Consider the following 23,339-nt stretch of genomic DNA (forward strand, 5'->3'; position numbering starts at 1 on the left):
CATGGCCATCGAATACCGTGAATGGCGCGACGGCGACGACCTGGCGCTCCTGGAAATCTGGGGTGACCCGGACACCGCCCAGGCCCGCCAGTTCCGTGGCGCGCTCGCAGTGTCCTCCAACGGCAGGGACGGCATGCCCTGGCGCCGCTGCATCGTGGCGGAAGATGTCGTTGACGGCGTGGGCATTCCCGTGGCCGCCGGCGTCGTCTATGAAGCCTCGCTGCACCCCGAGCGCCTGTGGACGTACATCGAAGTGGCAAAGGACCACCGCCGGGCGGGCATTGGGGCCAGCCTCCTGACCATGTTGCGGCGCGAAGCCGGGAACGCGCCGTCGGGCGTCAGCAGGCTCCGTGCCAAGGTGGAACCCGGCAGCGCAGGTGCCGCGTTCGCTGAAGAATCCGGGCTGGCGCCGATCCAGCGCTCCCGGCTGGTCATCGTGGAACCCGGAGCCCTGAAGCTGCCCGTCTTCCCGGACAAGGACCACGGCGGCCGCCCCATTGACGGTGAAAACGCCGGCTCCGACATTGTGATGGACCTGGCCACCGGCTCGGTGGAGCTGACGGACGTGGTGGGCCGGTACTACACCTCCATCCACGGCTGGGACTCCCCGGGCGTCCTGTCCGTCGGCCAGGTGCAGAGGCTGTTCCTGGACGAGCTCACCGGAGCCCACGGAGCCATCGTCCTGCGGGCCCAGCCGGAATCCGCGTTCGGCCAGGGAGTGGCGCCCAGCAAAAAGGGCCGCATCCGCGCATTCGCGGTCAGCTACGCCGCGCCCGCGGACCCGGATGCCGCGCCGGCCCATCTGGACAGCTCGGGCGCAGAGGCAACGGGTGCCGACACCCCCACGGACGTGTTCGTGGGGCACGAGCCATCCCTCGCCGCTGACGATGCCGCCGAAGCCGTCCGCGACATCCTTGCCCTGATCGCCTACCAGCACCCGGTCATGCTGGAACTGGACGATTCCATGACTGCCCTGCGCGCCGCCGTCGAGCCCCTCCTGGAGAGCGGCAAAGCCCGGCTGGCGGGCGCCGAAACCCTGGTGGTTTCGGACTAGCGACTGCCGGTCCACATCATCACCGCCGTGCCACGCGCCGTCCCTGGGACGGCGCGTGGCATTGCCGTTTAAGCCGGCTACTTTGTGCGGGGAGCACGACGGCGGCCCGCGGCTGCGTCAGCCGCGTCCAGCAGTTGCCGCTCGGCGTCGGTGGGGGCGCTGCCGCCCAGGTGTGCGGGCATCCACCACGCCCCTGGTCCGGGCTGAAGGGGGAAGCCGGCGATGCAGCGGTCAATCCCCGCCTGGAGCGTGGTGCGCAGCCTCTTCGTGGCAGTGTCCGCGTCAACGTCCGGCGGATACACTATCGGCCCGCCAACCCGGACCTGGATGGGAGCGCGCCAGCTGCGCCGCAGGGAGAAGCCATGGCCGCGGGTCAGGATCCGGTGTGCGCCCCAGACAGCCACCGGGATGACCGGGACGCCCGCCTCCGCCGCCATGCGTACAGCCCCGGTCTGGCACTCGCGGACCGTGAAGCTGCGGCTCACGCCCGCTTCGGGGAACACGGCCAGGTACTCGCCGGCGCGCAGCTTGGCCACGGCGGTGCCGTAGGCATCGGAGCGATCGGTGTATCCCACCACCACCTGGCCGGAGGCGCTGATGGCGGGGCCGGCCAGCCAATGGTCCGCGGCGCCCTGGTGGACCAGGAACCGCAGCTGGGCACGGCTGCGGTGCCACAGGAGCAGCTCAAGGACGGCGAAGTCCAGGTAGCTGAAGTGCGTGACTGCGAACACCGCGCCTCCGCCGGGGGTCACCTGCCGGGTCGGGCCGGCCGGGGGTGGTGCCGCCGGGAGGTGCTCCAGGCCCTCTGCGCGGATGTCCAGTTGCAGGGCCCAGCGGAGGAACAACCCGGTGCGGACGATCAGCCGGTAGAAGCGGTCGTTGGATGGAGGACGCCAGGGCATGGCCGGGCGGCCTAGAGGGTGACCTGGACGGACGAGTCCGGCAGCAGCTGGGTGAAGGCCCGGGCCGGCTGGACCGCCGCCCCTGTGCTCTCGGCAAAGGACTTGATGAGGAAACCGGTGGCGAGGGTATGCCAGATGCGGACCTTGCGAAGCATGAAGTGCCCCACGCCCCTAAGGGACACGTACTGCATGCTGGCTGCGTCGGGGGCAGCGCGCCGGGCGAAGGCAAGGGACTGCCTGGGGCTGGTCATATGGTCCGTGGTCCCGTGGATAATCAGGACTTTCCGGCCCGTGACCCTGTCCGCAGGGGTTTGCGGGTCCAGCCAGGGGGCCAGTGCCACCACGGCCTCCACCTGCGGGTGGTCTGCGGCGCAGATGGCGGTCAGGCCGCCCATGGAGTGGCCCAGCAGGAACACTGGAACATCGGGGTGGCGTTCCGCGATCTGCCGGAGCGCCCACCGCGCGTCCTGCAAGGGGGACATGTCCGGCCCGTTCCAGCCGCGGACACTGTTGCGCAGGGACCAGACGGCCAGCCCGTGTTTCCGGCCCGCGCGGTGCAGGTGCCGGGCGAAGGGCACCATGCGTGCCGGGCTCAGGTGCCGGGCCTCCACCGGCTCCCGGCTGTGGGCCTTGCCACCGTGAAGGACCAGGACCACGCCCTTGGTGCCACCGGACGCCTCCAGGACGCTGAGCACGGGCTGGTGGGCCGGAACCACCGGCACCTGTCCACCCTCCACGGCCCCGCCGTTGTCCGCTGCGCCACGAATACCGGCCCCACCCCTGCCATGGTTGTCCATGCCTGGTTCCTCCCCATCCCGATGGTCCATTTATCAACCCTATGGCGCCGCACGTAGAGTTCAACCATGAGGTTGTACTGCTGATGGGCGCCGGTCACTCCCACGCTTCCTTGGATCATTCGGAGCCGACGCCCCAGGCGATGGCTGCCCGCAGCAAGGCGAACCGCATCCTTGCCGCAGTGCTGATTCCCCTGGCGCTGCTGACGCTCGCCGGGATGGCCGCGCTCTGGCCGTCGGGAAGCAAGGAGGGCATCTCGCTCGCCAACCCGTACTCCACCGCCCCGGGGGTTACCTTCGATACGGGCACCATCCAGAGCGTGCTGACCGGGAGCTGCATGCAGGGTTCCGGGCAGCAGGGTTCAAACCAACAGGGTTCCGGTCAGCCAAGCACCACGCAGCAGCCGCCAAGCCAGGGCTCCGAGTGCACCTTCGCCGTCACCGAACCGGACAAGGGCGGAAGCCCGGTGAAGGTGGTCATCAACCCGGACGTCGCCTCCTCCCATGGAGTGAAGCCCGGGGACCAGATCCGGTACCTGAACCTCTCCAACGTCCAGGGCGCCACGGGATCACAGGGATCGCCGGCCTACATTTTCGTGGACTTCGTCCGCACCCTGCCGATCATCCTGCTGGCCGTGCTCTACGCCGTGGTGGTCATCGCCGTCGCAAGGTGGCGCGGGTTGCGCGCCCTGATCGGGCTGGTAGGCGCGTATTTCGTGCTCGCGAACTTCCTGCTCCCGGGCCTGGTGGAAGGCAAGCCGCCGCTGCTGCTGGCCCTGGTGGGGTCCACGGTGATCATGATCGGGGTGCTGTACTTCGCCCACGGCTTCTCGGCGCGCACATCCACTGCGCTCCTGGGCACCATTTTCGGGCTGGCCATCACCGCCCTGCTGGCAGCCTGGGCCACGGACGCAGCAAATCTGGCCGGCGTGGGCAGCCACGACGCCGCCACCCTGGTGAACACGTCGTCCAACATCTCCATCTCCGGGGTGATCCTCTGCGGACTCATCATCTCCGGCCTGGGCGTCCTCAATGACGTCACCATCACGCAGTCCTCCGCCGTCTGGGAACTCTACGAACTGGCACCGGCCAGCAGTGCCCGGAAGCTGTTCACCTCGGCCATGCGGATCGGCCGCGACCACATCGCCTCCACCGTGTACACCATTGCCTTTGCCTACGCCGGCGCCGCGCTGCCCATCCTGATCATCGTCATGCTCTACGACCGGCCCCTGATGGACACCCTCACCAGTGCCGAACTCTCAGAGGAAGTCATCCGGACCCTGGTCGGTTCCATCGGGCTGGTCCTGGCCATCCCCGTCACCACGCTGATCGCCGTGCTGGTGGTCAAGGCAACCGGCATCAGGCCGGCAGAGGTCCACGCAGTGAATGCCGGACATCAGGACGGAACGCACGACGGCGGGCACCGCCAAGCAGACGATGTTGCGGACACCGGGGCGCTCGCCGCAGCCGCGCTTGAGGAACGCAGCCGGCGCGCCGCCGTCGAACCCGCCGCGGAACCTGCAGCGGAGCCGGGCACCCGGCGGGGACGCCGGGCCGACCGCGGCTGACTGCTGCCGCGGGGGAGCCGGCGGGGACCGGCAAAATCCCGATTTGCCCGGCTTTGCAACAATGGACAGGTGACTGTTGCAGCAACCCCTCCCGCCCCCAAGCTGGAACTCCCGCCCCTGAAGCTGGGACCCATCACGGTTGACACCCCCGTGATCCTCGCTCCCATGGCCGGCATCACCAACTCCGCCTTCCGCAGGCTCTGCCGCGAGTACGGCGGCGGTATGTACGTGGCGGAGATGGTGACCTCCCGTGCGCTGGTGGAGCGCACTCCCGAATCCCTCCGCATCATCTCGCACGACGATGACGAGAAGGTGCGCTCCGTGCAGCTGTACGGCGTGGACCCGGTCACGGTGGGTGCCGCGGTGCGGATGCTCGTTGAGGAGGACCGCGCGGACCACATCGACCTCAACTTCGGCTGCCCCGTCCCCAAGGTGACCCGTCGCGGCGGCGGCTCTGCGCTGCCCTGGAAGATCGACCTCTTCACCTCCATCGTGCAGACCGCCGTCAAGGAAGCATCCAAGGGCAACGTCCCGCTGACCATCAAGATGCGCAAGGGCATCGACGACGACCACCTGACGTACCTGGACGCCGGCCGGATCGCCCGCGATGCCGGTGTTGCCGCCGTCGCGCTCCACGGCCGCACGGCCGCGCAGTTCTACTCGGGCAAGGCCGACTGGTCGGCCATCGCCCGCCTGCGTGAGGCACTGCCCGACATCCCCGTGCTGGGCAACGGTGACATCTGGTCCGCCGAGGACGCCGTCCGGATGGTCCGGGAGACCGGCGTTGACGGTGTGGTGGTGGGCCGTGGCTGCCAGGGCCGGCCCTGGCTCTTTGGCGACCTGCAGGCCGCATTCGAAGGCAGCGACGTCCGCCACCGCCCCAACCTGCGCCAGGTGGCCGAAGGCGTATACCGGCATGCCGAACTGATGGTGGAAACCTTCGGTGACGAAGGCAAGGCACTGCGCGAGATCCGCAAGCACATCGCCTGGTACTTCAAGGGCTACGTCGTGGGCGGCGATCTGCGCACCAGGCTGGCCCTGGTCACCAGCCTGGAGGTGCTCCGGGACACCCTCGCCGAGCTGGATCTGGACTCGCCCTATCCGGGGGTGGACGCCGAAGGCCCGCGCGGCCGCGCCGGCTCGCCCAAGAAGCCCGCCCTGCCCAAGGACTGGCTGGACTCCCGCGCCCTCAACGATGACCAGTCCCGGGATATCGCCGCTGCCGAACTGGACGTTTCCGGTGGCTGAAACACCTACCGCCGGAACCCCCACCGCCGCCCTGGCTCTGCCCGGCTACGACGCCCATGATTCGGCGCGCTGGATGGAGGAGCCGCCCAAGAGCACCTACCGCTCCGACTTCGAACGGGACCGTGCCAGGGTGCTGCACTCCTCAGCCCTGCGCCGCCTGGGCGCCAAGACCCAGGTGGTGGCACCGGATACGGACGACTTCGTCCGCACCCGCCTCACGCACAGCCTGGAAGTGGCACAGGTGGGCCGCGAGCTGGGCCGGGCGCTGGGCTGCGACCCGGACGTGGTGGACACGGCCTGCCTCAGCCACGACCTGGGCCACCCGCCCTTCGGCCACAACGGCGAATCGGCACTGAACGAGGTGGCGCATGCCATCGGCGGCTTCGAGGGCAACGCCCAGACCCTCCGCCTGCTCACCCGGCTGGAACCCAAGGTGCTCACGGCTGACGGCCGACCCGCCGGGCTGAACCTCACGCGCGCAAGCCTGGACGCGGCGTCGAAATACCCTTGGTCCGCCCTGGAAGCACCGGTGATCCACGGGCAGCGGACCAGCAAGTTCGGCGCCTACGAGGACGACCTCCCCATCTTCAACTGGATCCGTGAAGGAGCCCCGGAGCGCCGGACCTGCCTGGAAGCCCAGGTGATGGACCTCGCGGATGACATCTCCTACTCCGTGCACGACGTCGAGGACGCGATCGTTGCCGGCCACTTCCAGCTGCGCTGGATGGACAACCCGGACCACCGCGCCCGCGTGGTGGGCTACGCCAAGCAGTGGTACCTGCCGCACAACGACCCCGCCGCCATCGACGCCGCCCTGGCCCGGCTCGAGGCTACCGACGTCTGGGTGCGTGAGGCGGACGGCAGCCGCAAATCGATGGCAGCCCTCAAGAACATGACCAGCCAACTGATCGGCAGGTTCTGCCAGTCAGCCCTGGAAACCACCCGCGCCGTTTATGGGCCGGAAAACCTGACGCGGTACAACGCCGAACTCATGGTTCCGGATGAGACCGTCATGGAAATCGCGGTGATGAAGGGCCTTGCCACCACCTTCGTCATGACCACCGAACACCGGCAGCCCATCTACGAGCGCCAGCGCGAGGTGCTCCACGCCCTGGTCACTGCCCTCAGCGCCACCGGAGACCGGCACCTGGAGCCGATGTTCGCGGCGGACTGGCGGGCAGCGGACGACGACGGCGCACGCCTTCGCGTGGTCATCGATCAGGTGGCGTCCCTCACCGACGGGTCGGCCCTGGCCATGTACGAGCGCCTGGTGGGGAGCCTGCCCTCGCTCTGGTAGCCGTCCTTCACTCCTGCCCTGGGAAACTCCTGGACACCCGCCTGATCAACAGCTTCCTTAAAGCATCTACACAGGAAGCAGGCGCACCATGGAGGGAAAGGCAGGCCGCCAGGAACGGGAGCAGGTCATGAGTACTCGCAGCAGGGGCAAGCGCCTGGCCACCGGAATTACGGCAGCCGTAAGCGTTGGCAGCTTCGCTGCCGCAGGCGTGGCGGCGTCCGCTGTGTATGCCGCAACTCCGTCCGTCATTGCCAGGACAACTGCAGGTACGGACAGCAGCACGCAGGACCGCGGTGCGCAGGGGAGCACGCCCAAGTCCGGTTCCGGCCGCTCTGATGACGACGGTTCCGGCACCCGGCAGGACAGTGGTGCCGGGCAGAACAAGGGCACGGGCCAAAATGGTGGCTCGCGGCGCTCCAAGAGCTACGGCAGCACCAGCCCAGTCCAGCCCGGCAACGGCGGCACAATCCACGGAAGGTCCTCCGGGTCCTGACGTGGCCGGTTCAGACACCACCCACCGCACTGGTGGCCGCGATTCTGCAGCGGCCCCTGAAAGCGAAGCAGCTGTAGCTCCCACAGCACAATCCAGCTGGACGGTATGGGAACTCGAGGCAGCCATCACGGTGACGGTCCCCGGCTCGCTGGATGCCGCGGAAGAGATCGTTCGTCAGGTGCTGGCGGCGGTGGACCGTGCCTGCAGCCGCTTCCGCGCAGATTCGGAACTGGTGGCGCTCCAGCCGCGGATGGCATCCGGCGTCCGGGTGAGCCCCATGTGCCGGCTGCTCCTGGAGCGTGCCCTGGACGCCGCCAGGATGACCCACGGCGCTGTTGATCCCACCCTGGGAGCGGATCTGGCAGCCCTGGGCCACGGTCCGGCCCTAGCTGCCACGCCGGGGATCCGCAGCCTGCCGGTTTCGCCGGTGCACTCGGACCCGGTGGCCACCCGGGTGCCCGGTTGGTCCCGCCTCCGCCTCGACGACGACACGCTGACCCTGCCGCCCGGGCTTAGCCTCGACCTGGGCGCATCGGCCAAGGCCGTCGCAGCCGACCTTGCCGCCGCCGAGGTGCACCGGCGGCTGGGCTGCGGGGTACTCGTGAGCCTGGGCGGAGACCTGGCCAGCGCAGGACCTGGGCCGCACCAACAGCACATCCGGCAGGACGACCAGTCGGACGTGAACCCCGGCCAGTGGCAGATCGTGGTGCAGGACCTTCCCGCCGACCCCGCCCAGCACATCTCCCTGGCTCCGGGATTTGCCCTGGCAACATCCAGTACCCAAAAGCGCCGCTGGCTCCATCAGGGCAGCCAGGTCCACCACATCCTTGACCCCCGTTTCGGCCTGCCTGCCGAAGCGGTGTGGCGCTCGGTGACCGTGGCGGCGCCTACCTGCCTGGAAGCGAACGCCTTCAGCACCGCGGCCATCGTGCGCGGCTTCAAGTCCCTCGAGTGGTTCCGGGGCGAGGGCATATCCGCACGGTTCGTGGACAGCCGCGGCAGGGTGGCGACCACCGGGGGTTGGCCCGCCGAGAATTATCTCCCCGCCGAAAGCTTCCGCCCAGCCAAAGGCTCCGGAAGGGGAAGCCTGCGCCATGGATGAGGCAATGTGGGCTTTCGGGCGCGTCAGCGGCTTCGTGTCACTGGCACTGTTTACCGCGTCGGTACTGTTGGGCATCCTGAACCGGTCAGGCCGGCCCCTGCTGGTGCTGCCCCGGTTCTCCATCAGCCTCCTGCACCGGAACATTGCCCTGCTCGCCACGGTCTTCCTGGGGCTGCACGTTGGAGCACTGCTCCTTGACTCTTTTGCCAAGCTAAGTCCCGTGGATATCGTGGTGCCATTCCTGGGGTCGTACCAGCCGTTCTGGCAGGGGCTGGGAACCGTCGCCCTGGACCTGGTCCTGGCCGTCGTGGTCACGGGGCTGCTGCGGCACCGGATCGGGCAACGTGCCTTCAAGGCCGTCCACTGGCTCAGCTATGGCGTCTGGCCGGTTGCCATGGCGCACGCCCTCGGAAACGGCACTGACGTGTCAAGCGGATGGTTCCTCCTCCTCGCTGCCGTGTCCGCGGTGGCCGTTGCCGCGGCCATGGTGTGGCGGCTGAGCCCGTCCTTTCTCGAAACCTTCCGCGCCAGGCAAGGAAACCTCCCGTGAGCCAACCGGGTGACAGCCACCGCCAGGAGCCGCGCCTCCTGGCGGCAGGCCCTGATGCAGGGTGGGCGCGGCACCTGGACACCTTCGGCCCGTGGGAGCCGCAGGCGGCAGGACCGGGCCTGCTGGAAGTGCTCGCTGAATCCGGACTAACCGGCCGGGGAGGAGCCGCATTCGAAACCTGGCGCAAGGCCACCGCCGCTGCCGGTTCCGGGCGGAAGGGTTTGTTTGCCGCCCGCCCCGTGGTGATTGCCAACGGTGCCGAGGGCGAACCGCTCAGCTTCAAGGACCGGACACTCCTCGCACACGCGCCCCACCTGGTCATTGACGGGCTGGTCGCGCTCGCCGCCGCCCTGGGCCAAACGGGCGGCAGAACAGGCAGCCAGACAAGTACGGGCGGCACCAGCATGTACGTCTACGCGCCGGCGGCCAGCCTGCCCCGCCTTAGGCAAGCACTAGGGGAGCGTCCGGGCGGCAGGCGGATCCATGTGGTGCAGGCTCCCGAAACGTTCATCTCCGGTGAGTCGAGCGCCGTCGTCAACATGATTGCGAACGGTACCGCCCTGCCTACGGACCAGCGCCGGCGCCTCAGCGAGTCGGGCCTGAACGGCCGCCCCACACTGGTGGTCAACGTCGAGACCCTGGCCCAGGTGGCCTTGATCGCCCGCTATGGCGCGCAGTGGTTCCGGCAGGCGGGCACCGCCGCAGACCCTGGCACCAGGCTGGTGTCCGTCTCCGGGCCAGCCCCGGTACGGGACGTGGTGCTGGAGGTACCCGGCGGGGTGCAACTTTCCGCCGTCCTGAAGGAAGCGGGAATGGATCCCGGTTACTTGTCCGCCGTCCTAGTGGGCGGGTACCACGGCCGGTGGGTGCGGCCGGCAGACCACGCCCTTGCACCCGCGGGACCGCCGGGCCGGACGGTCCGCCCCGGAGCGGGAGTGATCCACGCCCTGGACCTGCAGACCTGCGGCATCCAGGCCACGGCCGGGATCGTCAGCTACTTGGCCGGCCAGTCCGCCCGGCAGTGCGGCCCCTGCATGTTCGGCCTGCCGGCCATGGCATCAGTCCTCAACCGGATCGCGGGAGGGGAAACGAATCCGCGGCTTACCGTCGAGCTGGACCGCCTGGGGCGGCTGGTCTCCGGGCGGGGCGCATGCCGCCACCCGGAGGGGACCACGGGACTGGTCAGCAGCGCACTGGAGGTCTTCGCCGCTGACTTCCGCGCCCACCTGGCCGGGTACTGCGCAGGCCCGGGACGCGTGGCGGCATGAAAACGTACCTGCACATCGACTGGACCAGCTGCGATGGCCGCGGCCTGTGCTCGGAACTGCTTCCCGGTGTGCTCGACCGGGACGACTGGGGGTACCCCGTGGCGCGCGGCAAGGTGGGCGGTGAACGCACGGACGTTCCGCTGCGGGACGCTGACCTGGACGCGGCGCAGGAGGCCGTCTTCCTCTGCCCGAGGCTGGCACTCAGCCTGGTGCAGCGGACGGCGCCCGAACCGGGACAGCGGACACCCGGCAGGTAGGCCGGGCCAGTGGCACCAAGCCAGTGACACTAAGATTGCTGTGTGGCTGGGCTGATCAAACGTGAAGATATCGATGAAGTACGCCAGCGCACGGACATCAAGGAAGTTGTTGACGGCTACGTAACGCTGAAAGGCGCCGGGCTGGGAACCTTCAAGGGTCTGTGCCCCTTCCACGATGAGCGCTCGCCGTCCTTCACCGTCCGTCCCCAGGTGGGCCGGTACCACTGTTTCGGCTGCGGTGAGGACGGGGACGTCATCGCCTTCGTGCAGAAGCAGGACCACAGTTCCTTCCAGGAGGCTGTGGAAAAGCTCGCCGCGCGGATCGGGTACGAGCTGCGCTACGAGGACGGCGGAACCGGGCCTAACCGCGAGGAAGTGGGCCGGCGCCAGCGGCTGCTTGACGCGCACAAGATCGCCGACGAGTTCTTCCGCGCCCAGCTGCTCACCCCCGGCGCGGCCGAGGCCCGCAACTTCCTGTTCGGCCGGGGCTTCGACCGGGCAGCCGCGGAACACTTCGGCTGCGGCTACGCGCCGCAGGGCTGGGACGGGCTCCTGAAGCACCTGCGCGGCCGCGGCTTCACCGATGCCGAACTCAAGCTCACCGGCATGTTCAGCGAGGGAAACCGGGGCATCTATGACCGCTTCCGTGGCCGCCTCATCTGGCCCATCAAGGACATCGCCGGCGACACCATCGGCTTCGGCGCCCGGAAGCTCTATGAGGACGACCAGGGCCCCAAGTACCTCAACACCCCGGAGACCACGCTCTACAAGAAATCCCAGGTCCTCTACGGTATCGACCTGGCCAAGAAGAGCATCGCCAAGGACCGCCAGCTGGTGGTGGTGGAGGGCTACACAGACGTCATGGCCTGCCACCTTGCAGGAATCACGACGGCGGTGGCCACCTGCGGCACCGCGTTCGGCACCGAGCACATTAAGGTCGCCCGGCGGCTTCTGTCCGATGACGGCACCGGGGGAGAAGTGGTGTTCACCTTCGACGGCGACGCCGCCGGGCAGAAGGCAGCCCTGCGCGCCTTCGAGGAGGACCAGCGGTTCACCGCCCAGACCTTCGTGGCCGTGGAACCCACCGGAGCCGATCCCTGCGACCTGCGGCTCAGCAGGGGGGACGAGGCAGTGCACGCCCTGATCCAGTCCCGGCGGCCCCTGTTCGAGTTCGCCATCCGCACCACACTGAAGCAGTTCAACCTGGACACCGTGGAGGGCCGCGTCCAGGGCCTGAAGGCTTCGGTGCCGGTGGTGGCGGCCATCCGCGACGGTTCCACCCGGACCGGCTACTGCCAGGCGCTGACCGGCTGGCTGGGCATGCCCGACCCCAATGAGGTCCTGCGCATGGTCAATGCCGAGGTGAAGAACGCAGCGAAACGGGGGGACGCCGGAGGTCCCGGCGGCCAGGGCACCACCAACCGTGGACAGCAGCAGCGCAGCCAAGGCTACGAGGGCAGGGGATTCGAGGGCCAAAACGGCCAGGCACCTGCCGGCGGCCCCGGCGTGGCTGCCGGGCCGTCGTCGGGCGCTGTCCCTTCCTTCCACCGTCCCGACCCGCGCGACCCCGTAGCCTCCATGGAGCGGCAGGCGCTGGAGGTGGCCCTGCAGCAGCCGTCGCTGCTGGCCGGCGACGTTTGGGACCGCTTCGACGCAGCCCGCTTCTCCACCCCTGCCTTCCAGGCCGTGCATGACGCCATGCGCGCCACCGGGCCAGGACTGGTGGGTGACCCCGTGCGCTGGGTGGAACACGTCATGCATGAGGTCCCGGAACCGCTGCGGCCGCTGGTGTCGGAACTTTCGGTGGTGCCGCTTCCGGCCCATACGGAGGAGGCGGTGCTGAAGTACTGCCGCGACATCCTGTCCCGGCTTTTCGAACTCCAGATCACCCGGATCAAGGCGGACAAGATGGGCCAGCTGCAGCGCCTCGACGCCGCGGCCGACCCGGAAACGTACCAGCGGCTCAACCGCGAACTGATGATGCTTGAGATGGAACGCCGGGCACTGCGGGCCGAGGCATAGGCCGCGGCGTCCGCGCGGCACCAGGAAGTGGGGGAGGTCACGTCCCGCCCGATTTCGTTTCCGCCGCGGGTGTTTGCTAGGCTGGTACCCGCTTCATTCCTCCTTAGCTCAATTGGCAGAGCATTCGACTGTTAATCGAAGGGTTGCTGGTTCAAGTCCAGCAGGAGGAGCTTCCAATCCCCGTTCCGGCTTCCGGAACGGGGATTTTTGTTGCCCGTTTTGTACGCCGTGAGGCTTGCTGTGGCCCGGAAAACCGCCGATTTCCCTTGGGCCGGAAACCTTTGCTAATGTCATACCTGCTTCATTCCTCCTTAGCTCAATTGGCAGAGCATTCGACTGTTAATCGAAGGGTTGCTGGTTCAAGTCCAGCAGGAGGAGCGCTACGAAAAATCCCCGTTCCTCCAACTGGAGGAACGGGGATTTTTTCTTGCCGCGGGCCTGGAAGCCTGGGATGGGGAAGATGGGCTCACACGAAGTCCATTTCCACCTGCAGGAACCTTTCGGCCTCGGCGATGGCTGACTCGAACGCTTCCCGCTCGGTGGGGGACTTTCGGGGTTCGCGCGGATTCCATTCGTGCGGGGCCGAGTGGATCCGGACAAACCCGGCATCAGGCGGGGCGTAGAAGATGCCAAAGCGCTGCACAGGCCATTCCGGCGAGGTTTCCGGGGCCACCAGCAGGGCGGCCTTGAAGGCTGGGTTGAACCATTGGGCGATGGGCCGGCGCCGGTCCTCCGTGAACAAACCTGCCGCATACAGCGCCGCCGACTGCTGGCCTGTCTGCGCGCACAGCCGCTCCCACCACAGTGGCAGGATCCTGGCGTCGCACCGTTGCCATGTGGCCGGAAGAGGCGGTTGGTTCTGCCAGCTGGACACGCGATCATTTTATCGCGCTGGGCTCTATCGCGCAGTGCCGCCGCAAGCCAGGAACGGCGGGCGTCAACCGGCAAGTCCGGCAGCAGGAGCAGTCAGCGGCGGTTGCGGCGGCCCGGATTCACCCGGTACAGGAGTGCGGCGCCCGCCAGCGTCCCCAGGATGATGCCCCAGGCGGGGTTGCCCACGGCACGGCCGGCAAAATAGCCCGCCACGGCGCCAAGCACCGCCCCGAGGAAGAGCCCCCTGCCATTGCGGTGCGGTTTGCGGGCCATGTGCTGCCTTCCTGGTGCCTGGCGGCTGCGGTCAGTGGATTGAAGTCCCTGATGGATCGAGGGTACTTAGTGAATGGAAGGAACCGTGCGCGGCCGGACCACCAGCCAGAGTGCTCCAATGGCCACCAGGATGCACGATGCCTGAACCGCCCCCATGGGTGCCGCGCTGGTGATGCCGACCCAGCCCACCACGGGGGAGATCAGCCCGGCCATGAGGAATGTGGCCGCGCCGAGCAGGGATGCCGCGGTTCCCGCTTGGGAGGCGTGGCTTGCCAGGGCCAGCACCTGCACGCAGGGGAACATGAAGCCGGTGCCCAGGATGTAGAACCACAGGGGCACCATGACGCCCCAAAGCCCCAGGCCCAGCTGGTCCAGGACCACGATCAGCACGGCCATCAGGAACATCCACGCTGTGGCACAGGCCAGGATCCACTGCGGCGGGACGATCCTGATAAGCCGCGAGCTGGTCTGCACGCCCGCCACGATGCCCAGCGAGTTGATGCCGAAGAGCAGCCCGTACTGCTGGGCCGAGAACCCGAAGACGTCCTGGAAAAGGAACGGGGAGGCGGACAGATACGTAAAGAGGCCGCCGAAATTAAAGCCGGCCACCAAGAGCAGCCCCACGAAGATCCGGTCGCTGAAGAGCGCCTTGTAGCGCTGCCTGGCCGTCATGCCGCTCTGGCCCCGCTTCTCCGGCGGAAGCGTTTCACGCACCACGACCAGGGCCGCCACGATGACCAATGTCCCGTATGCGGCCAGGAACACGAAGATGCCGGGCCACGGCATCACCAGGAGCAGCTGTGAACCAATCACCGGTGCCAGGATGGGCGCCAGCCCGTTGACCAGGGCCATCCGCGAGAACATCCGCACCATGGCGTACCCGGAGAACAGGTCGCGCACCATGGCCATGGCCACCACGCCGCCGCCGGCCGCGCCCACGCCCATGAGGACACGGAACACCCCCAGCGTGGCGATGTCAGTGGACAGGGCTGCACCCATCGACGCTGCGATGTGCACTGCAGTGGCAAGGATCAGCGGGGTCCGTCGCCCGAACTTGTCGCTGAAGGGGCCCACCACCAGCTGGCCGAACGCAAAACCGACGGTGGTGCCAGCCAGGGTGAGCTGAACCTGCGCCTCGGTCACCCCAAGGCTCGCCTCCAGCGCGGGGAAGGCGGGCAGGTAGAGGTCGATGGTGAACGGACCGAGGGCTGTCAGGGCGCCCAGGAGGAGGATGTAGAGGAGCTTGCGGCGGCGGCTCAGCAGGTCGCCCGGATTGGGGGGATTGGTCACGGAGAACAATCCTAGGCCCGGCCAGGACTGTTTTTGCAGCGTTGTAGGCCGCGCCGTCCGGCAAGCCCCCAAGTTCGCCCTGAACCTGAATGGTAGTTTTGGTGGCGTGGACTGTGCGGCTGCACATTTCCGCAGCAAACGGAAGCAGTATCGACCCATGAAACCAGTAAGGCGGAACCGATGAGCGGACGTCACAGCGGGCGTACCAGCCCGGGATTGCGCATCACTGCGCTGCCCGGAACGGCAAGACTCCTTTTTCGGTTGGCCCCACGCCAGCTCAACGACGAGATCGCCTTCGCCAAGATCGAACTCAAACGCAAGGGCATCCAGGTGGGGGTGGCCGCGGCCTTCTTCGCGGTGGCACTCCTCTTCCTGGCCTTCCTGGTTGTTGGCCTGATCGTCGCGGCCATCATGGGCCTGGCCACCATCATGCCTGCCTGGCTGGCAGCCCTCCTGGTCTCCGCGGCCTTCCTGCTGATAGCGCTCGTCGGCGGACTGATTGGCCTCGCGCGGTTCAAGAAGGCCATGCCGCTGATGCCCGAGGAAACCATCCGCGGCATCAGGCACGATATCGGCGTTGCCCGGGAAGGCTCCGCGTTCAACCCCGCCATCCTGGATCCGGAGAGCCCCGAGGCGAAGGCTGCGAAGGCGGCCAAGGCCGAGGCCGCGGCCAAGGCGAAGGCTGAAAAGGAAGCGAAAGCGGCCCGTGAGCAGCAGGAGTTCCCGCACGCCTCCGAACCCGAGCTGGCGCGCCGCCTGAGCCAGCGGCGGCACCACCTCACAGAGGTCCGCGACGAACTCGGTACTGAGCTGGACTTCAAGACCCAGGCCCGCTACCTGCTGGCCGCTGCGCAGGTCAAGGTGCGCGAAGGCCAGGTGCTGGCGCAGCACGGCGTGGACGCGGCGGGCGAAAGGCTCGCGGCGTTGTCCGGTTCCACGGACCTCTCCAGGCGCTGGAAGCCATTGGCCGCCTTCGTGGCCGCGGGAACCGTCCTGGTTGTCCTCCTCCGCAGGTTGTTCCGTTCCAACTAGCCTGCTGCTCCACAAGCACTCCCGGCACACAATCAATCACTGAAACACCGCGCTCCGGCGCAGCAGGAAGGAGAGGGGGACGGGTGAAATTCATTGGTGCAGGCGCCCGCCCCGGCCGTCCCCAGGTGGACCACGACCTCGTGTTCACCATCCCCAACCTGCTCACAGTGGTGCGGTTCATGGGTGTTCCGCTCTTCATGTGGCTGGTCCTGGCCCAGAAGGAATACGGCGCCGGCGTGATCGTCCTGGCCGTCATGGCCGGTACGGACTGGATTGACGGCTACATCGCCCGGCGCTTTGACCAGGCCTCCAAGCTCGGCAGGGTCCTGGACCCGATCGCCGACCGGCTGGCCCTGCTGGCCGTGGCTTTCACCCTGGTGATTGCCGGCGTCGTGCATTGGCTCTACCTGGCCGCGCTGGTGGTCCCTGATGCCGTGCTGCTGGCCCTGACGCTGTCCTTCTTCCATGGCCATCCGGACCTTCCCGTCAGCGTGGTGGGCAAGGTGCGGACCGGCCTGCTGCTCCTGGGCACCCCGCTGCTGGTCCTCTCCCGCCTGGATACCGGCGCTTCGGACCAGCTCTTCGTAGCCGCCTGGGTGGTATTGGGCCTTGGCCTGATCGGCCACTGGATTGCCGCGTACAACTACTTCTGGGCCATCCTGCGAAAGGGCAGGGAACTTAAACGGCACGACGGCGGGAACGGCTGATGGTGTGGCTTGCCGTCGGCCTGGCGGTGCTCGGCGCCTTCTGCCTCGCCCTGGGTGCCCAGCGCCAGGGCAGCGCCGTCAAAGCCGATACCGGCGGACTCGCCCTGAGTTCCAACGGCTTCCTGCGCCTTCTCCGCAATCCCCGGTGGATGCTCGGGCTCCTGCTGCTGTGCACCGGCATGGCGTTGAACGCCGTAGCCCTGGTGTCCGCGCCGCTCACGGTGATCCAGCCCATCGGCGCCATCGCCCTGGTAATCACCACCGTGGTCAACGCCCGCGACCAGGACCTGTCCATCAACCGCGCCACCGCCGTCTCCATCGGCGCCTGCGTCACCGGCTCGGCACTCTTTGTCCTCTTGGCGGTTAACGTCACCCAGGAAAACCATCATGTGAGCCCGGAGGACGAGCTCACCATCGTGTTGCTGCTGGCCCTGGCTGTGGGGCTGTTCGGCACGCTGGCAGTGACGTTCAGGCACCGGATGAATGCGTTCATCTACATCCTGGGCGCGGGCATCCTCTTCGGCTTCGTGGCGGTCCTTACCCGGATCATCGGCAAACACCTCCTGGACCCCAACGGACTCTTCCTGCTCAACGTCCAGTGGTACTCAGTGGTGGCCATCATCGCGGCCGGCGGCCTGGGCTCGTGGTTCGTGCAAAGCGCCTACTCCACAGGGCCGCCCGACCTGGTCATCGCCGGACTCACGGTAATCGATCCCATGGTGGGCATTGCCATCGGCATCATCATCCTGGGCGAACTGCGTCCCGACGTCCATGCGGTCATGGCCATTGCGATGGGAACGGCTGCGTGCCTTGCTATCGTTGGGGTAATCGCCCTTTCCCGGCACCACCCGGAGGTCACCAAGCGCAAGAAGGACGCGCGCAAGGCCGCCGGCAGGCCGTCCCACTAGCCCATTTCCGTCCAGATTCAGCAACCCACGAGGCCTGCGCCCCTGCGCCACCGGCCAACCGTGCTGTCAGTTACATGCTGTCCGCACCGTGACCATCAGGAGTACTCCCCATGACCACGCCAGCCGACCAGCGTCCCCTGACCATCCTCATCGCCGCCGACACCTATCCGCCGGACGTCAATGGTGCTGCCCAGTTTGGCTACCGCCTGGCCAAGGGCATGACTGCCCGAGGCCACAACGTCCATGTCCTGGCGTCCCGCGACAGCAAGGGAAAGAGCTTCACCGAGTTCCGCGAGGAAGCAACCGTGCACCGGCTCCGCTCGCACAAGGCGTTCACCCACGAGAGCTTCCGCCTCTGCTTCCCGTGGGAAATCAAGAAGGAAATCAGCCTCCTCTTTGACCGCGTGAAGCCTGACGTCGTGCACATCCAGAGCCACTACATGATTGGCGAGCACGTGCTCTACGAGGCCGTAAAGCGCGGCGTCAGGATCATCGCCACCAACCACTTCATGCCCGAAAACCTCAACCCCTTCCTGCCGTTCCCGCAGTGGTTCAAGGACATCATCGGGCGGGTTTCCTGGAAGGACATGGGCAAGGTCATGGGCCAGGCCGACGTGGTGACAACCCCCACGCCGCTTGCCGCCCGGGCCATGCACGAGCACGCCTTCCTGCGGAAGGTGCTCCCGTTGTCCAACGGCATCGACTCAACGGCCTATGAGTTGCAGCCCGGCGAGCACATCGAACCGCATGCCCATCCCACCGTCCTGTTCGCCGGCCGCCTTGCGGAGGAAAAGCATGTGGACGTGCTCATCGAGGCCATCGCGAAGACGCCGCCCGAGTTGAACGTTCACCTGGAAATCGTGGGCGGGGGAGAGGTGCGCCCTGCGCTTGAGGACCTGGTGCGGCGGCTCGGGCTCAGCAGCCGGGTCAAGTTCCTGGGCCTTGCCAGCGACGAAGAACTGCGCAAGGCGTACATCCAGGCGGACCTGTTCTGCATGCCCGGAACGGCTGAGCTGCAGTCCCTGGTCACGCTGGAGGCCATGTCCGCTTCCACCCCGGTGGTCCTGGCCGATGCCATGGCCCTGCCGCACCTGGTGCGCGATGGCGAGAACGGCTACCTCTTCACCCCCAACGACAGTGACGACCTCGCCAAGAAGATCACCCAGGTCCTGCAGCTTCCCAAGGACCAGCAGCGCGCCATGGGCCGGGCCAGCCGGCAGATGGTGGAGCCGCACAGCCTCCAGGGAACGCTGCAGACCTTCGAGGACCTGTACCGGGGCGCCACGTACGAGGACAAGGTGGTCTGAACCAGTTCCCGGGTTTGCTAGAGTGTTTTTGCCCTGCTGGAGCGTGGTGTTCCATTACGTATACGCAGGGTTTGGGGGGCTATAGCTCAGCTGGTTAGAGCGCGGGACTCATAATCCTAAGGTCCTCGGTTCAAGTCCGAGTAGCCCTACCGCCAACCAGGAAGAACCGCGCACGACAGTCTTCGTCGGACGCGGTTCTTCTTGGTTAACCCGGACCCCTGCGGTAAGTTACTGCCCAGTAACATTCCGTGCCCGGTTCCGCTGCACGGCCAGCGCTGATCACCAAAGAAGGTACCCATGGCAACCTCCGCAGCCGAATCCCACGAGCTTCCCTACGCCGACGGCGACTTCTTCGCCTTCGAGCAGCTTCTGTCCGGCAAGGAACAGGACAGGCTCGCCGAGGTCCGCGACTTCCTGGCGCGCGAGGTCAAACCCCTTGCCGTGGACTGCTGGAACCGCGGAGAGTTCCCGATGGAGCTGGTGCCCAAGTTCGCCGACCTGGACCTGGTCAGCCCGGTCCGGCGGCAGGGATACTCGAACCTCTTCGCGGGAATGCTGCATGCCGAGGTCACGCGTGCCGACGCATCGATCGCCACCTTCCTGGGGGTACACGACGGGCTTTTCACCGGCTCCATCGAGCTGTTGGCATCCCAGGAGCAAAAGGACGAGTGGCTGCCCGACATCTATGCCCTGAAGAAGATTGGCGCCTTCGGCCTGACCGAGCCGCTGGGGGGCAGCGACGTGGCCGGCGGAACCCGCACCACGGCGCGCCGGGACGGCGGCAACTGGATCCTCAACGGGGCAAAGCGGTGGATCGGCAACGCCACCTTCTCCGACTGGGTGGTCATCTATGCCCGCGATGTTGCGGACAACCAGGTCAAGGGCTTCCTGGTGGACACCACCCTGGCTGGATTCAGCGCCACAAAGATCGAAAACAAAATCTCCCTGCGCACCGTCCAGAACGCCGACATCGTCCTGACGGACGTGGTTGTCCCGGACCACTTCAAGCTGGCCAACGCCAACAGCTTCCGCGACGTCAACAAGGTACTCAAGGCCACCCGGCTTTCCGTTGCCTGGCAGGCCGTTGGGCTCCAGCTGGCCGCGTTCGATGTTGCCCGCCGCTATGCCGTGGAGCGGCACCAGTTCGGACGGCCGCTTGCCTCCTTCCAGCTCATCCAGGACCAGCTGGTCCGGATCCTGGGCAATACCGTCAGCTCCATGGGCATGATGGTGCGCCTCTCCCAGTTGGAGGACGCGGGCGCGGCCAAGGACGAACAGTCCGCCCTGGCCAAGGCCTTCGCCACCGGCCGCATGCGGGACAGCGTGGCCCTGGGCCGCGGCATCCTGGGTGGAAACGGCATCGTGACCGACTATGAGATGGCCAAGATCTTCGCCGATGCCGAGGCCATCTACTCCTATGAGGGCACCGCCGAGATCAACACCTTGGTAACCGGCCGGGCCATCACAGGCATCTCAGCCATCGTCTAAACAGGAAACCCCTCTGCTGCTTTTCTTGCCGGCCTACGGCGGGCCGGGCAGGGGAAGCAGGATGGACGGGCGAAGGTCCAGGACAAATTGCAGGGGATTGACGTAGTCCTCTCCTTCCCGCACTCCCCAGTGCAGGCACTGCGCCGCGGGGCAGTGGCCGGGGATGGCGGTCCCGATCACCTGGCCGGCCGCCACGGTGGACCCTGCGACCAGCGTGCTGTCCACCGGCTCGAAGCTGCTGCGCAGCCCGCCGCCGTGGTCGATGGTGATCACGGGGCGGTCCACCACCGCGCCCACAAAGCTGACCGTTCCGGCCGCCGGTGACACAACCTGTGTTCCCGCCGCGAAGTCCAGGTCCACGCCGCGGTGCCCGCTGAGCCATGGCTTGGGCGGGGGATCGAAGCCCCGCAAGACCCGCGGGCGCGGTGCCAGCGGCCACTGCCAGGAAGGCCTGGCACCCACCCCGGCAGCCGTCGTCGTCCTTTCCTGCTGGGTGCCGGCGGATTGGGACAGGGAAGGCTGCCCGTGAGCCGCGGTGTACTGGAAGGCCGGGCCGGGTGAGGCCACGGACGCCGGCAGCAGCAGGAGCGCCGCCAGGAGGACCGGTGGTTTCATGCCACCAGCCTGCCCGGCCGCCTGCGGGGCCGGCAGCCCCGGTTCCGGCTATGTGGACAACGCCTCCGGCGGGGCACTTTCCTGTCCAGCAGCCGGGAGTGCCTGTAGTACACTTGATGGAGCAGTTTGCTGCGCCCTCAACGCTTCCCGTCCAAGTGGCCCACCCTCGTGGTGCATCGCCCTGTCCGGATTGCGTCGGCACATCTCATTCAGGAGTGTGGGGGAGCGGCGGCTGACTACGCGCATCCAGCCCTCCGGCAGGCAACGCCCCGGCGTCGCCATTGGAGGACCGCACTTCCTGCGGTCAGGCTTTGTTCCTGATGGGAAGAACGGTGGATGCCAGGAGCACGGCCCAACCGGGCCACGCTAATCAACCGTCAACTATTGGCAGGGTAAGAAGCCTCCGGGTTTTCTCATGAATGACCTGCCGGAAAATAAGGAGCGCCGGAATGCCCGTCGTAACCATGCGCCAGCTGCTTGACAGCGGCGTCCACTTTGGACACCAGACCCGCCGTTGGAACCCGAAGATGAAGCGCTTCATCTTCACCGAGCGCAACGGCATCTACATCATCGACCTGCAGCAGTCGCTGTCCTACATCGACCGCGCCTACGAGTTCGTCAAGGCCACTGTTGCCCACGGCGGCACCGTGCTCTTCGTCGGCACCAAGAAGCAGGCCCAGGAAGCAATTGCCGAGCAGGCAACCCGCGTGGGCCAGCCCTACGTCAACCAGCGCTGGCTCGGCGGTATGCTGACCAACTTCCAGACGGTCGCCAAGCGTATCCAGCGCATGAAGGAACTCGAAGAGATCGACTTCGACGACGTCGCCGGTTCCGCTTACACCAAGAAGGAACTGCTGCTCCTCAAGCGCGAGCTCACCAAGCTGGAGTCCAACCTGGGCGGTATCCGCAACCTGACCAAGGCACCGTCCGTGCTGTGGGTTGTCGACACCAAGAAGGAACACCTCGCCGTTGATGAGGCCAAGAAGCTGAACATCCCGGTTGTGGCCATCCTGGACACCAACTGCGATCCCGACGAAGTTGATTTCCCGATCCCGGGCAACGACGACGCCATCCGCTCCGTGAACCTCCTGACCCGCGTTGTCGCCGACGCCGTTGCCGAGGGCCTGATCGCCCGCAACAACCGCGGCACGGGCGCCACCGAAGCTCCGGAAGAGCCGCTGGCCGAGTGGGAGCGCGAGCTCCTCGAAGGCAGCAAGGCAGAAGCCGCCGCCGCTCCGGCAGAAAACGCTGAAGCTCCGGCTGCCGCCGAAGCTCCCGCTGCCGAGGCTCCCGCTGCCGAGGCTCCCGCCGAAGACGCCAAGTAAGACATCTAAATCCGGATTCTCCGCGCTGTCCGCAGCCGGAGCTGCTGACAGGATGGCAACCCGCACCCGTGGGTTGCCGTCCTGTCGGTCCGTACACCACCACACATTTCTAGACAGAGGGGTTCACATGGCGAACTACACTGCCGCTGACATCAAGGCCCTGCGCGAGCGCACCGGCGCCGGCATGATGGACGTCAAGAAGGCTCTTGACGAGGCCAACGGTGACGCCGAGAAGGCCATCGAGATCATCCGCATCAAGGGCCTCAAGGGCGCTACCAAGCGTGAAGGCCGCTCCACCGCTGAGGGCCTCGTGGCCGCCAAGGTCAGCAACGGCGTCGGCGTCATGATCGAGGTCAACTGCGAGACCGACTTCGTTGCCAAGGCTGACAAGTTCATCCAGCTGGCCGACAAGGTCCTGGCCGTTGCCGTCGAGTCCGGCGCTGCCGACCTCGACACCCTGCTGGCAACCGACGTTGACGGCAAGCCGCTCTCCGAGGTGGTCGTCGAAGAGGGCGCCATCCTGGGCGAGAAGGTTGTTGTCCGCCGCATCTCCCGCATTGAGGGTGCAACGGTCGACGCTTACCTGCACAAGACCTCCAAGGACCTCCCGGCCCAGGTCGGCGTGCTGTTCGCAGTTGACGGTGAAGGCGAAGCCGCCGCCGCCGCCGCCCACGACGTCGCCGTCCACATTGCCGCCATGGCTCCGAACTACCTCACCCGCGAGGACGTTCCGGCCGAGCTCGTTGAGTCCGAGCGCCGCATCGCCGAAGAGACCGCCAAGGCCGAAGGCAAGCCCGAAGCCGCCCTCACCAAGATTGTGGAAGGCCGCGTGACGGGCTTCTACAAGGGTGAGGTCCTGGTTGACCAGGCATTCGCCAAGGACGCCAAGAAGTCCGTGGCACAGGTCCTCGAAGAGGCCGGTGTCAAGGGAACCGCGTTCACGCGCTTCCGCGTCGGCTCCTAGTC

General features: G+C 67.2%; 23 protein-coding genes and 3 tRNA genes. 20 read left to right on the forward strand and 6 right to left on the reverse strand.

Features of this window, described 5'->3' with window-relative positions:
• Window position 1: 1 nt before the first annotated feature.
• A complete protein-coding gene (locus LFT46_RS07035; RefSeq protein WP_236821690.1) occupies window positions 2-1,054 on the forward strand; it encodes a GNAT family N-acetyltransferase in 1,053 nt (350 codons plus the stop codon).
• Between the two features lie 77 nt (window positions 1,055-1,131).
• Here the strand turns inward: LFT46_RS07035 and LFT46_RS07040 are convergent, their stop codons facing one another.
• Window positions 1,132-1,956 carry a lysophospholipid acyltransferase family protein gene (locus LFT46_RS07040; RefSeq protein WP_236821691.1) on the reverse strand — a complete coding sequence of 275 codons (825 nt, stop codon included), beginning with the start codon at window positions 1,954-1,956 and terminating at the stop codon, window positions 1,132-1,134.
• A gap of 11 nt (window positions 1,957-1,967) precedes the next feature.
• Window positions 1,968-2,753 (reverse strand): alpha/beta hydrolase, encoded by a 786-nt coding sequence (locus LFT46_RS07045; RefSeq protein WP_442863691.1) that lies wholly within the window; start codon window positions 2,751-2,753, stop codon window positions 1,968-1,970.
• Window positions 2,754-2,836: 83 nt separating this feature from the next.
• On the opposite strand from LFT46_RS07045, the gene LFT46_RS07050 reads away from it, so the two are divergent.
• The 11 genes from LFT46_RS07050 to LFT46_RS07100 all read left to right on the forward strand — a co-directional run bounded on the left by LFT46_RS07050 (window position 2,837) and on the right by LFT46_RS07100 (window position 12,933).
• Window positions 2,837-4,318: a YibE/F family protein gene (locus LFT46_RS07050; RefSeq protein ID WP_236822005.1), complete on the forward strand. Its 1,482-nt coding sequence runs from the start codon at window positions 2,837-2,839 to the stop codon at window positions 4,316-4,318.
• 69 nt (window positions 4,319-4,387) lie between these two features.
• The gene (gene dusB / locus LFT46_RS07055; protein ID WP_236821692.1) at window positions 4,388-5,566 is read left to right on the forward strand and encodes a tRNA dihydrouridine synthase DusB; all 1,179 of its coding nucleotides are present in this window, start codon (window positions 4,388-4,390) and stop codon (window positions 5,564-5,566) included.
• The gene (locus LFT46_RS07060) at window positions 5,514-6,863 is read left to right on the forward strand and encodes a deoxyguanosinetriphosphate triphosphohydrolase (RefSeq protein ID WP_373462203.1); all 1,350 of its coding nucleotides are present in this window, start codon (window positions 5,514-5,516) and stop codon (window positions 6,861-6,863) included. The genes dusB and LFT46_RS07060 overlap by 53 nt, the downstream gene beginning before the upstream one ends.
• Window positions 6,864-6,990: 127 nt before the next feature.
• Window positions 6,991-7,356: a hypothetical protein gene (locus LFT46_RS07065; protein ID WP_236821693.1), complete on the forward strand. Its 366-nt coding sequence runs from the start codon at window positions 6,991-6,993 to the stop codon at window positions 7,354-7,356.
• 1 nt (window position 7,357) lies between these two features.
• On the forward strand, window positions 7,358-8,458 hold the full coding sequence (locus LFT46_RS07070) for an FAD:protein FMN transferase (protein WP_236821694.1): 1,101 nt from the start codon (window positions 7,358-7,360) through the stop codon (window positions 8,456-8,458).
• Window positions 8,451-9,008 (forward strand): ferric reductase-like transmembrane domain-containing protein, encoded by a 558-nt coding sequence (locus tag LFT46_RS07075; protein WP_236821695.1) that lies wholly within the window; start codon window positions 8,451-8,453, stop codon window positions 9,006-9,008. The genes LFT46_RS07070 and LFT46_RS07075 overlap by 8 nt, the downstream gene beginning before the upstream one ends.
• Entirely contained in the window at window positions 9,005-10,276 is a 1,272-nt protein-coding gene (locus LFT46_RS07080; RefSeq protein WP_236821696.1) for an NADH-ubiquinone oxidoreductase-F iron-sulfur binding region domain-containing protein, read from the forward strand. Before LFT46_RS07075 ends, LFT46_RS07080 begins: the two co-directional genes overlap by 4 nt.
• Window positions 10,273-10,533 carry a ferredoxin gene (locus LFT46_RS07085; RefSeq protein WP_236821697.1) on the forward strand — a complete coding sequence of 87 codons (261 nt, stop codon included), beginning with the start codon at window positions 10,273-10,275 and terminating at the stop codon, window positions 10,531-10,533. Before LFT46_RS07080 ends, LFT46_RS07085 begins: the two co-directional genes overlap by 4 nt.
• A gap of 42 nt (window positions 10,534-10,575) precedes the next feature.
• On the forward strand, window positions 10,576-12,555 hold the full coding sequence (dnaG, locus tag LFT46_RS07090; RefSeq protein WP_236801856.1) for a DNA primase: 1,980 nt from the start codon (window positions 10,576-10,578) through the stop codon (window positions 12,553-12,555).
• A gap of 97 nt (window positions 12,556-12,652) precedes the next feature.
• A tRNA-Asn gene (locus LFT46_RS07095) sits at window positions 12,653-12,725 on the forward strand.
• Window positions 12,726-12,860: 135 nt separating this feature from the next.
• Window positions 12,861-12,933: transfer RNA gene (locus LFT46_RS07100), tRNA-Asn, on the forward strand.
• Between the two features lie 88 nt (window positions 12,934-13,021).
• On the opposite strand, the gene LFT46_RS07105 is transcribed toward LFT46_RS07100, so the two are convergent.
• The 3 genes from LFT46_RS07105 to LFT46_RS07115 form a co-directional block, all read right to left on the reverse strand.
• Window positions 13,022-13,429 (reverse strand): hypothetical protein, encoded by a 408-nt coding sequence (locus LFT46_RS07105; protein ID WP_236821698.1) that lies wholly within the window; start codon window positions 13,427-13,429, stop codon window positions 13,022-13,024.
• Between the two features lie 92 nt (window positions 13,430-13,521).
• Window positions 13,522-13,701, reverse strand: coding sequence for a glycine zipper 2TM domain-containing protein (locus LFT46_RS07110; protein ID WP_236821699.1), 180 nt, complete (start codon window positions 13,699-13,701; stop codon window positions 13,522-13,524).
• A 66-nt stretch (window positions 13,702-13,767) separates the two neighbouring features.
• Window positions 13,768-14,991 (reverse strand): multidrug effflux MFS transporter, encoded by a 1,224-nt coding sequence (locus tag LFT46_RS07115; RefSeq protein WP_236801859.1) that lies wholly within the window; start codon window positions 14,989-14,991, stop codon window positions 13,768-13,770.
• Between the two features lie 180 nt (window positions 14,992-15,171).
• On the opposite strand from LFT46_RS07115, the gene LFT46_RS07120 reads away from it, so the two are divergent.
• The 6 genes from LFT46_RS07120 (at window position 15,172) to LFT46_RS07145 (ending at window position 20,433) form a co-directional block, all read left to right on the forward strand.
• Entirely contained in the window at window positions 15,172-16,023 is an 852-nt protein-coding gene (locus LFT46_RS07120; protein WP_236801860.1) for a phage holin family protein, read from the forward strand.
• Window positions 16,024-16,106: 83 nt separating this feature from the next.
• Complete coding sequence (locus LFT46_RS07125; protein ID WP_236821700.1) at window positions 16,107-16,730, forward strand: CDP-alcohol phosphatidyltransferase family protein; 624 nt, start codon at window positions 16,107-16,109, stop codon at window positions 16,728-16,730.
• Window positions 16,730-17,638 (forward strand): DMT family transporter, encoded by a 909-nt coding sequence (locus LFT46_RS07130; protein WP_236801862.1) that lies wholly within the window; start codon window positions 16,730-16,732, stop codon window positions 17,636-17,638. The genes LFT46_RS07125 and LFT46_RS07130 overlap by 1 nt, the downstream gene beginning before the upstream one ends.
• A gap of 110 nt (window positions 17,639-17,748) precedes the next feature.
• Window positions 17,749-18,945 (forward strand): glycosyltransferase, encoded by a 1,197-nt coding sequence (locus tag LFT46_RS07135; RefSeq protein ID WP_236821701.1) that lies wholly within the window; start codon window positions 17,749-17,751, stop codon window positions 18,943-18,945.
• 75 nt (window positions 18,946-19,020) lie between these two features.
• Window positions 19,021-19,094: transfer RNA gene (locus tag LFT46_RS07140), tRNA-Ile, on the forward strand.
• A 148-nt stretch (window positions 19,095-19,242) separates the two neighbouring features.
• A complete protein-coding gene (locus LFT46_RS07145; protein ID WP_236801864.1) occupies window positions 19,243-20,433 on the forward strand; it encodes an acyl-CoA dehydrogenase family protein in 1,191 nt (396 codons plus the stop codon).
• A gap of 33 nt (window positions 20,434-20,466) precedes the next feature.
• On the opposite strand, the gene LFT46_RS07150 is transcribed toward LFT46_RS07145, so the two are convergent.
• Window positions 20,467-21,048: a murein hydrolase activator EnvC family protein gene (locus tag LFT46_RS07150; protein ID WP_236821702.1), complete on the reverse strand. Its 582-nt coding sequence runs from the start codon at window positions 21,046-21,048 to the stop codon at window positions 20,467-20,469.
• A 449-nt stretch (window positions 21,049-21,497) separates the two neighbouring features.
• Between LFT46_RS07150 and rpsB the strand changes: the two genes are divergently transcribed.
• On the forward strand, window positions 21,498-22,373 hold the full coding sequence (rpsB, locus tag LFT46_RS07155; protein WP_236801866.1) for a 30S ribosomal protein S2: 876 nt from the start codon (window positions 21,498-21,500) through the stop codon (window positions 22,371-22,373).
• A gap of 127 nt (window positions 22,374-22,500) precedes the next feature.
• A complete protein-coding gene (gene tsf, locus LFT46_RS07160; RefSeq protein WP_236801867.1) occupies window positions 22,501-23,337 on the forward strand; it encodes a translation elongation factor Ts in 837 nt (278 codons plus the stop codon).
• The last annotated feature ends 2 nt before the right edge of the window (window positions 23,338-23,339 follow it).

It is taken from the genome of Arthrobacter sp. FW306-07-I (genome assembly GCF_021800405.1).
Taxonomy (GTDB): domain Bacteria; phylum Actinomycetota; class Actinomycetes; order Actinomycetales; family Micrococcaceae; genus Arthrobacter.

Bases quoted from the DNA above. Each gene is read 5' to 3' on its own strand.
- LFT46_RS07035 (WP_236821690.1), top strand. From the start codon at position 2: ATGGCCATCGAATACCGTGAATGGCGCGACGGCGACGACCTGGCGCTC.
- LFT46_RS07040 (WP_236821691.1), bottom strand. From the start codon at position 1,956: ATGCCCTGGCGTCCTCCATCCAACGACCGCTTCTACCGGCTGATCGTC.
- LFT46_RS07045 (WP_442863691.1), bottom strand. From the start codon at position 2,753: ATGGACAACCATGGCAGGGGTGGGGCCGGTATTCGTGGCGCAGCGGAC.
- LFT46_RS07050 (WP_236822005.1), top strand. From the start codon at position 2,837: ATGGGCGCCGGTCACTCCCACGCTTCCTTGGATCATTCGGAGCCGACG.
- LFT46_RS07060 (WP_373462203.1), top strand. From the start codon at position 5,514: ATGACCAGTCCCGGGATATCGCCGCTGCCGAACTGGACGTTTCCGGTG.
- LFT46_RS07065 (WP_236821693.1), top strand. From the start codon at position 6,991: ATGAGTACTCGCAGCAGGGGCAAGCGCCTGGCCACCGGAATTACGGCA.
- LFT46_RS07075 (WP_236821695.1), top strand. From the start codon at position 8,451: ATGGATGAGGCAATGTGGGCTTTCGGGCGCGTCAGCGGCTTCGTGTCA.
- LFT46_RS07085 (WP_236821697.1), top strand. From the start codon at position 10,273: ATGAAAACGTACCTGCACATCGACTGGACCAGCTGCGATGGCCGCGGC.
- LFT46_RS07110 (WP_236821699.1), bottom strand. From the start codon at position 13,701: ATGGCCCGCAAACCGCACCGCAATGGCAGGGGGCTCTTCCTCGGGGCG.
- LFT46_RS07120 (WP_236801860.1), top strand. From the start codon at position 15,172: ATGAGCGGACGTCACAGCGGGCGTACCAGCCCGGGATTGCGCATCACT.
- LFT46_RS07130 (WP_236801862.1), top strand. From the start codon at position 16,730: ATGGTGTGGCTTGCCGTCGGCCTGGCGGTGCTCGGCGCCTTCTGCCTC.
- LFT46_RS07135 (WP_236821701.1), top strand. From the start codon at position 17,749: ATGACCACGCCAGCCGACCAGCGTCCCCTGACCATCCTCATCGCCGCC.
- LFT46_RS07145 (WP_236801864.1), top strand. From the start codon at position 19,243: ATGGCAACCTCCGCAGCCGAATCCCACGAGCTTCCCTACGCCGACGGC.
- LFT46_RS07150 (WP_236821702.1), bottom strand. From the start codon at position 21,048: ATGAAACCACCGGTCCTCCTGGCGGCGCTCCTGCTGCTGCCGGCGTCC.
- rpsB (WP_236801866.1), top strand. From the start codon at position 21,498: ATGCCCGTCGTAACCATGCGCCAGCTGCTTGACAGCGGCGTCCACTTT.
- tsf (WP_236801867.1), top strand. From the start codon at position 22,501: ATGGCGAACTACACTGCCGCTGACATCAAGGCCCTGCGCGAGCGCACC.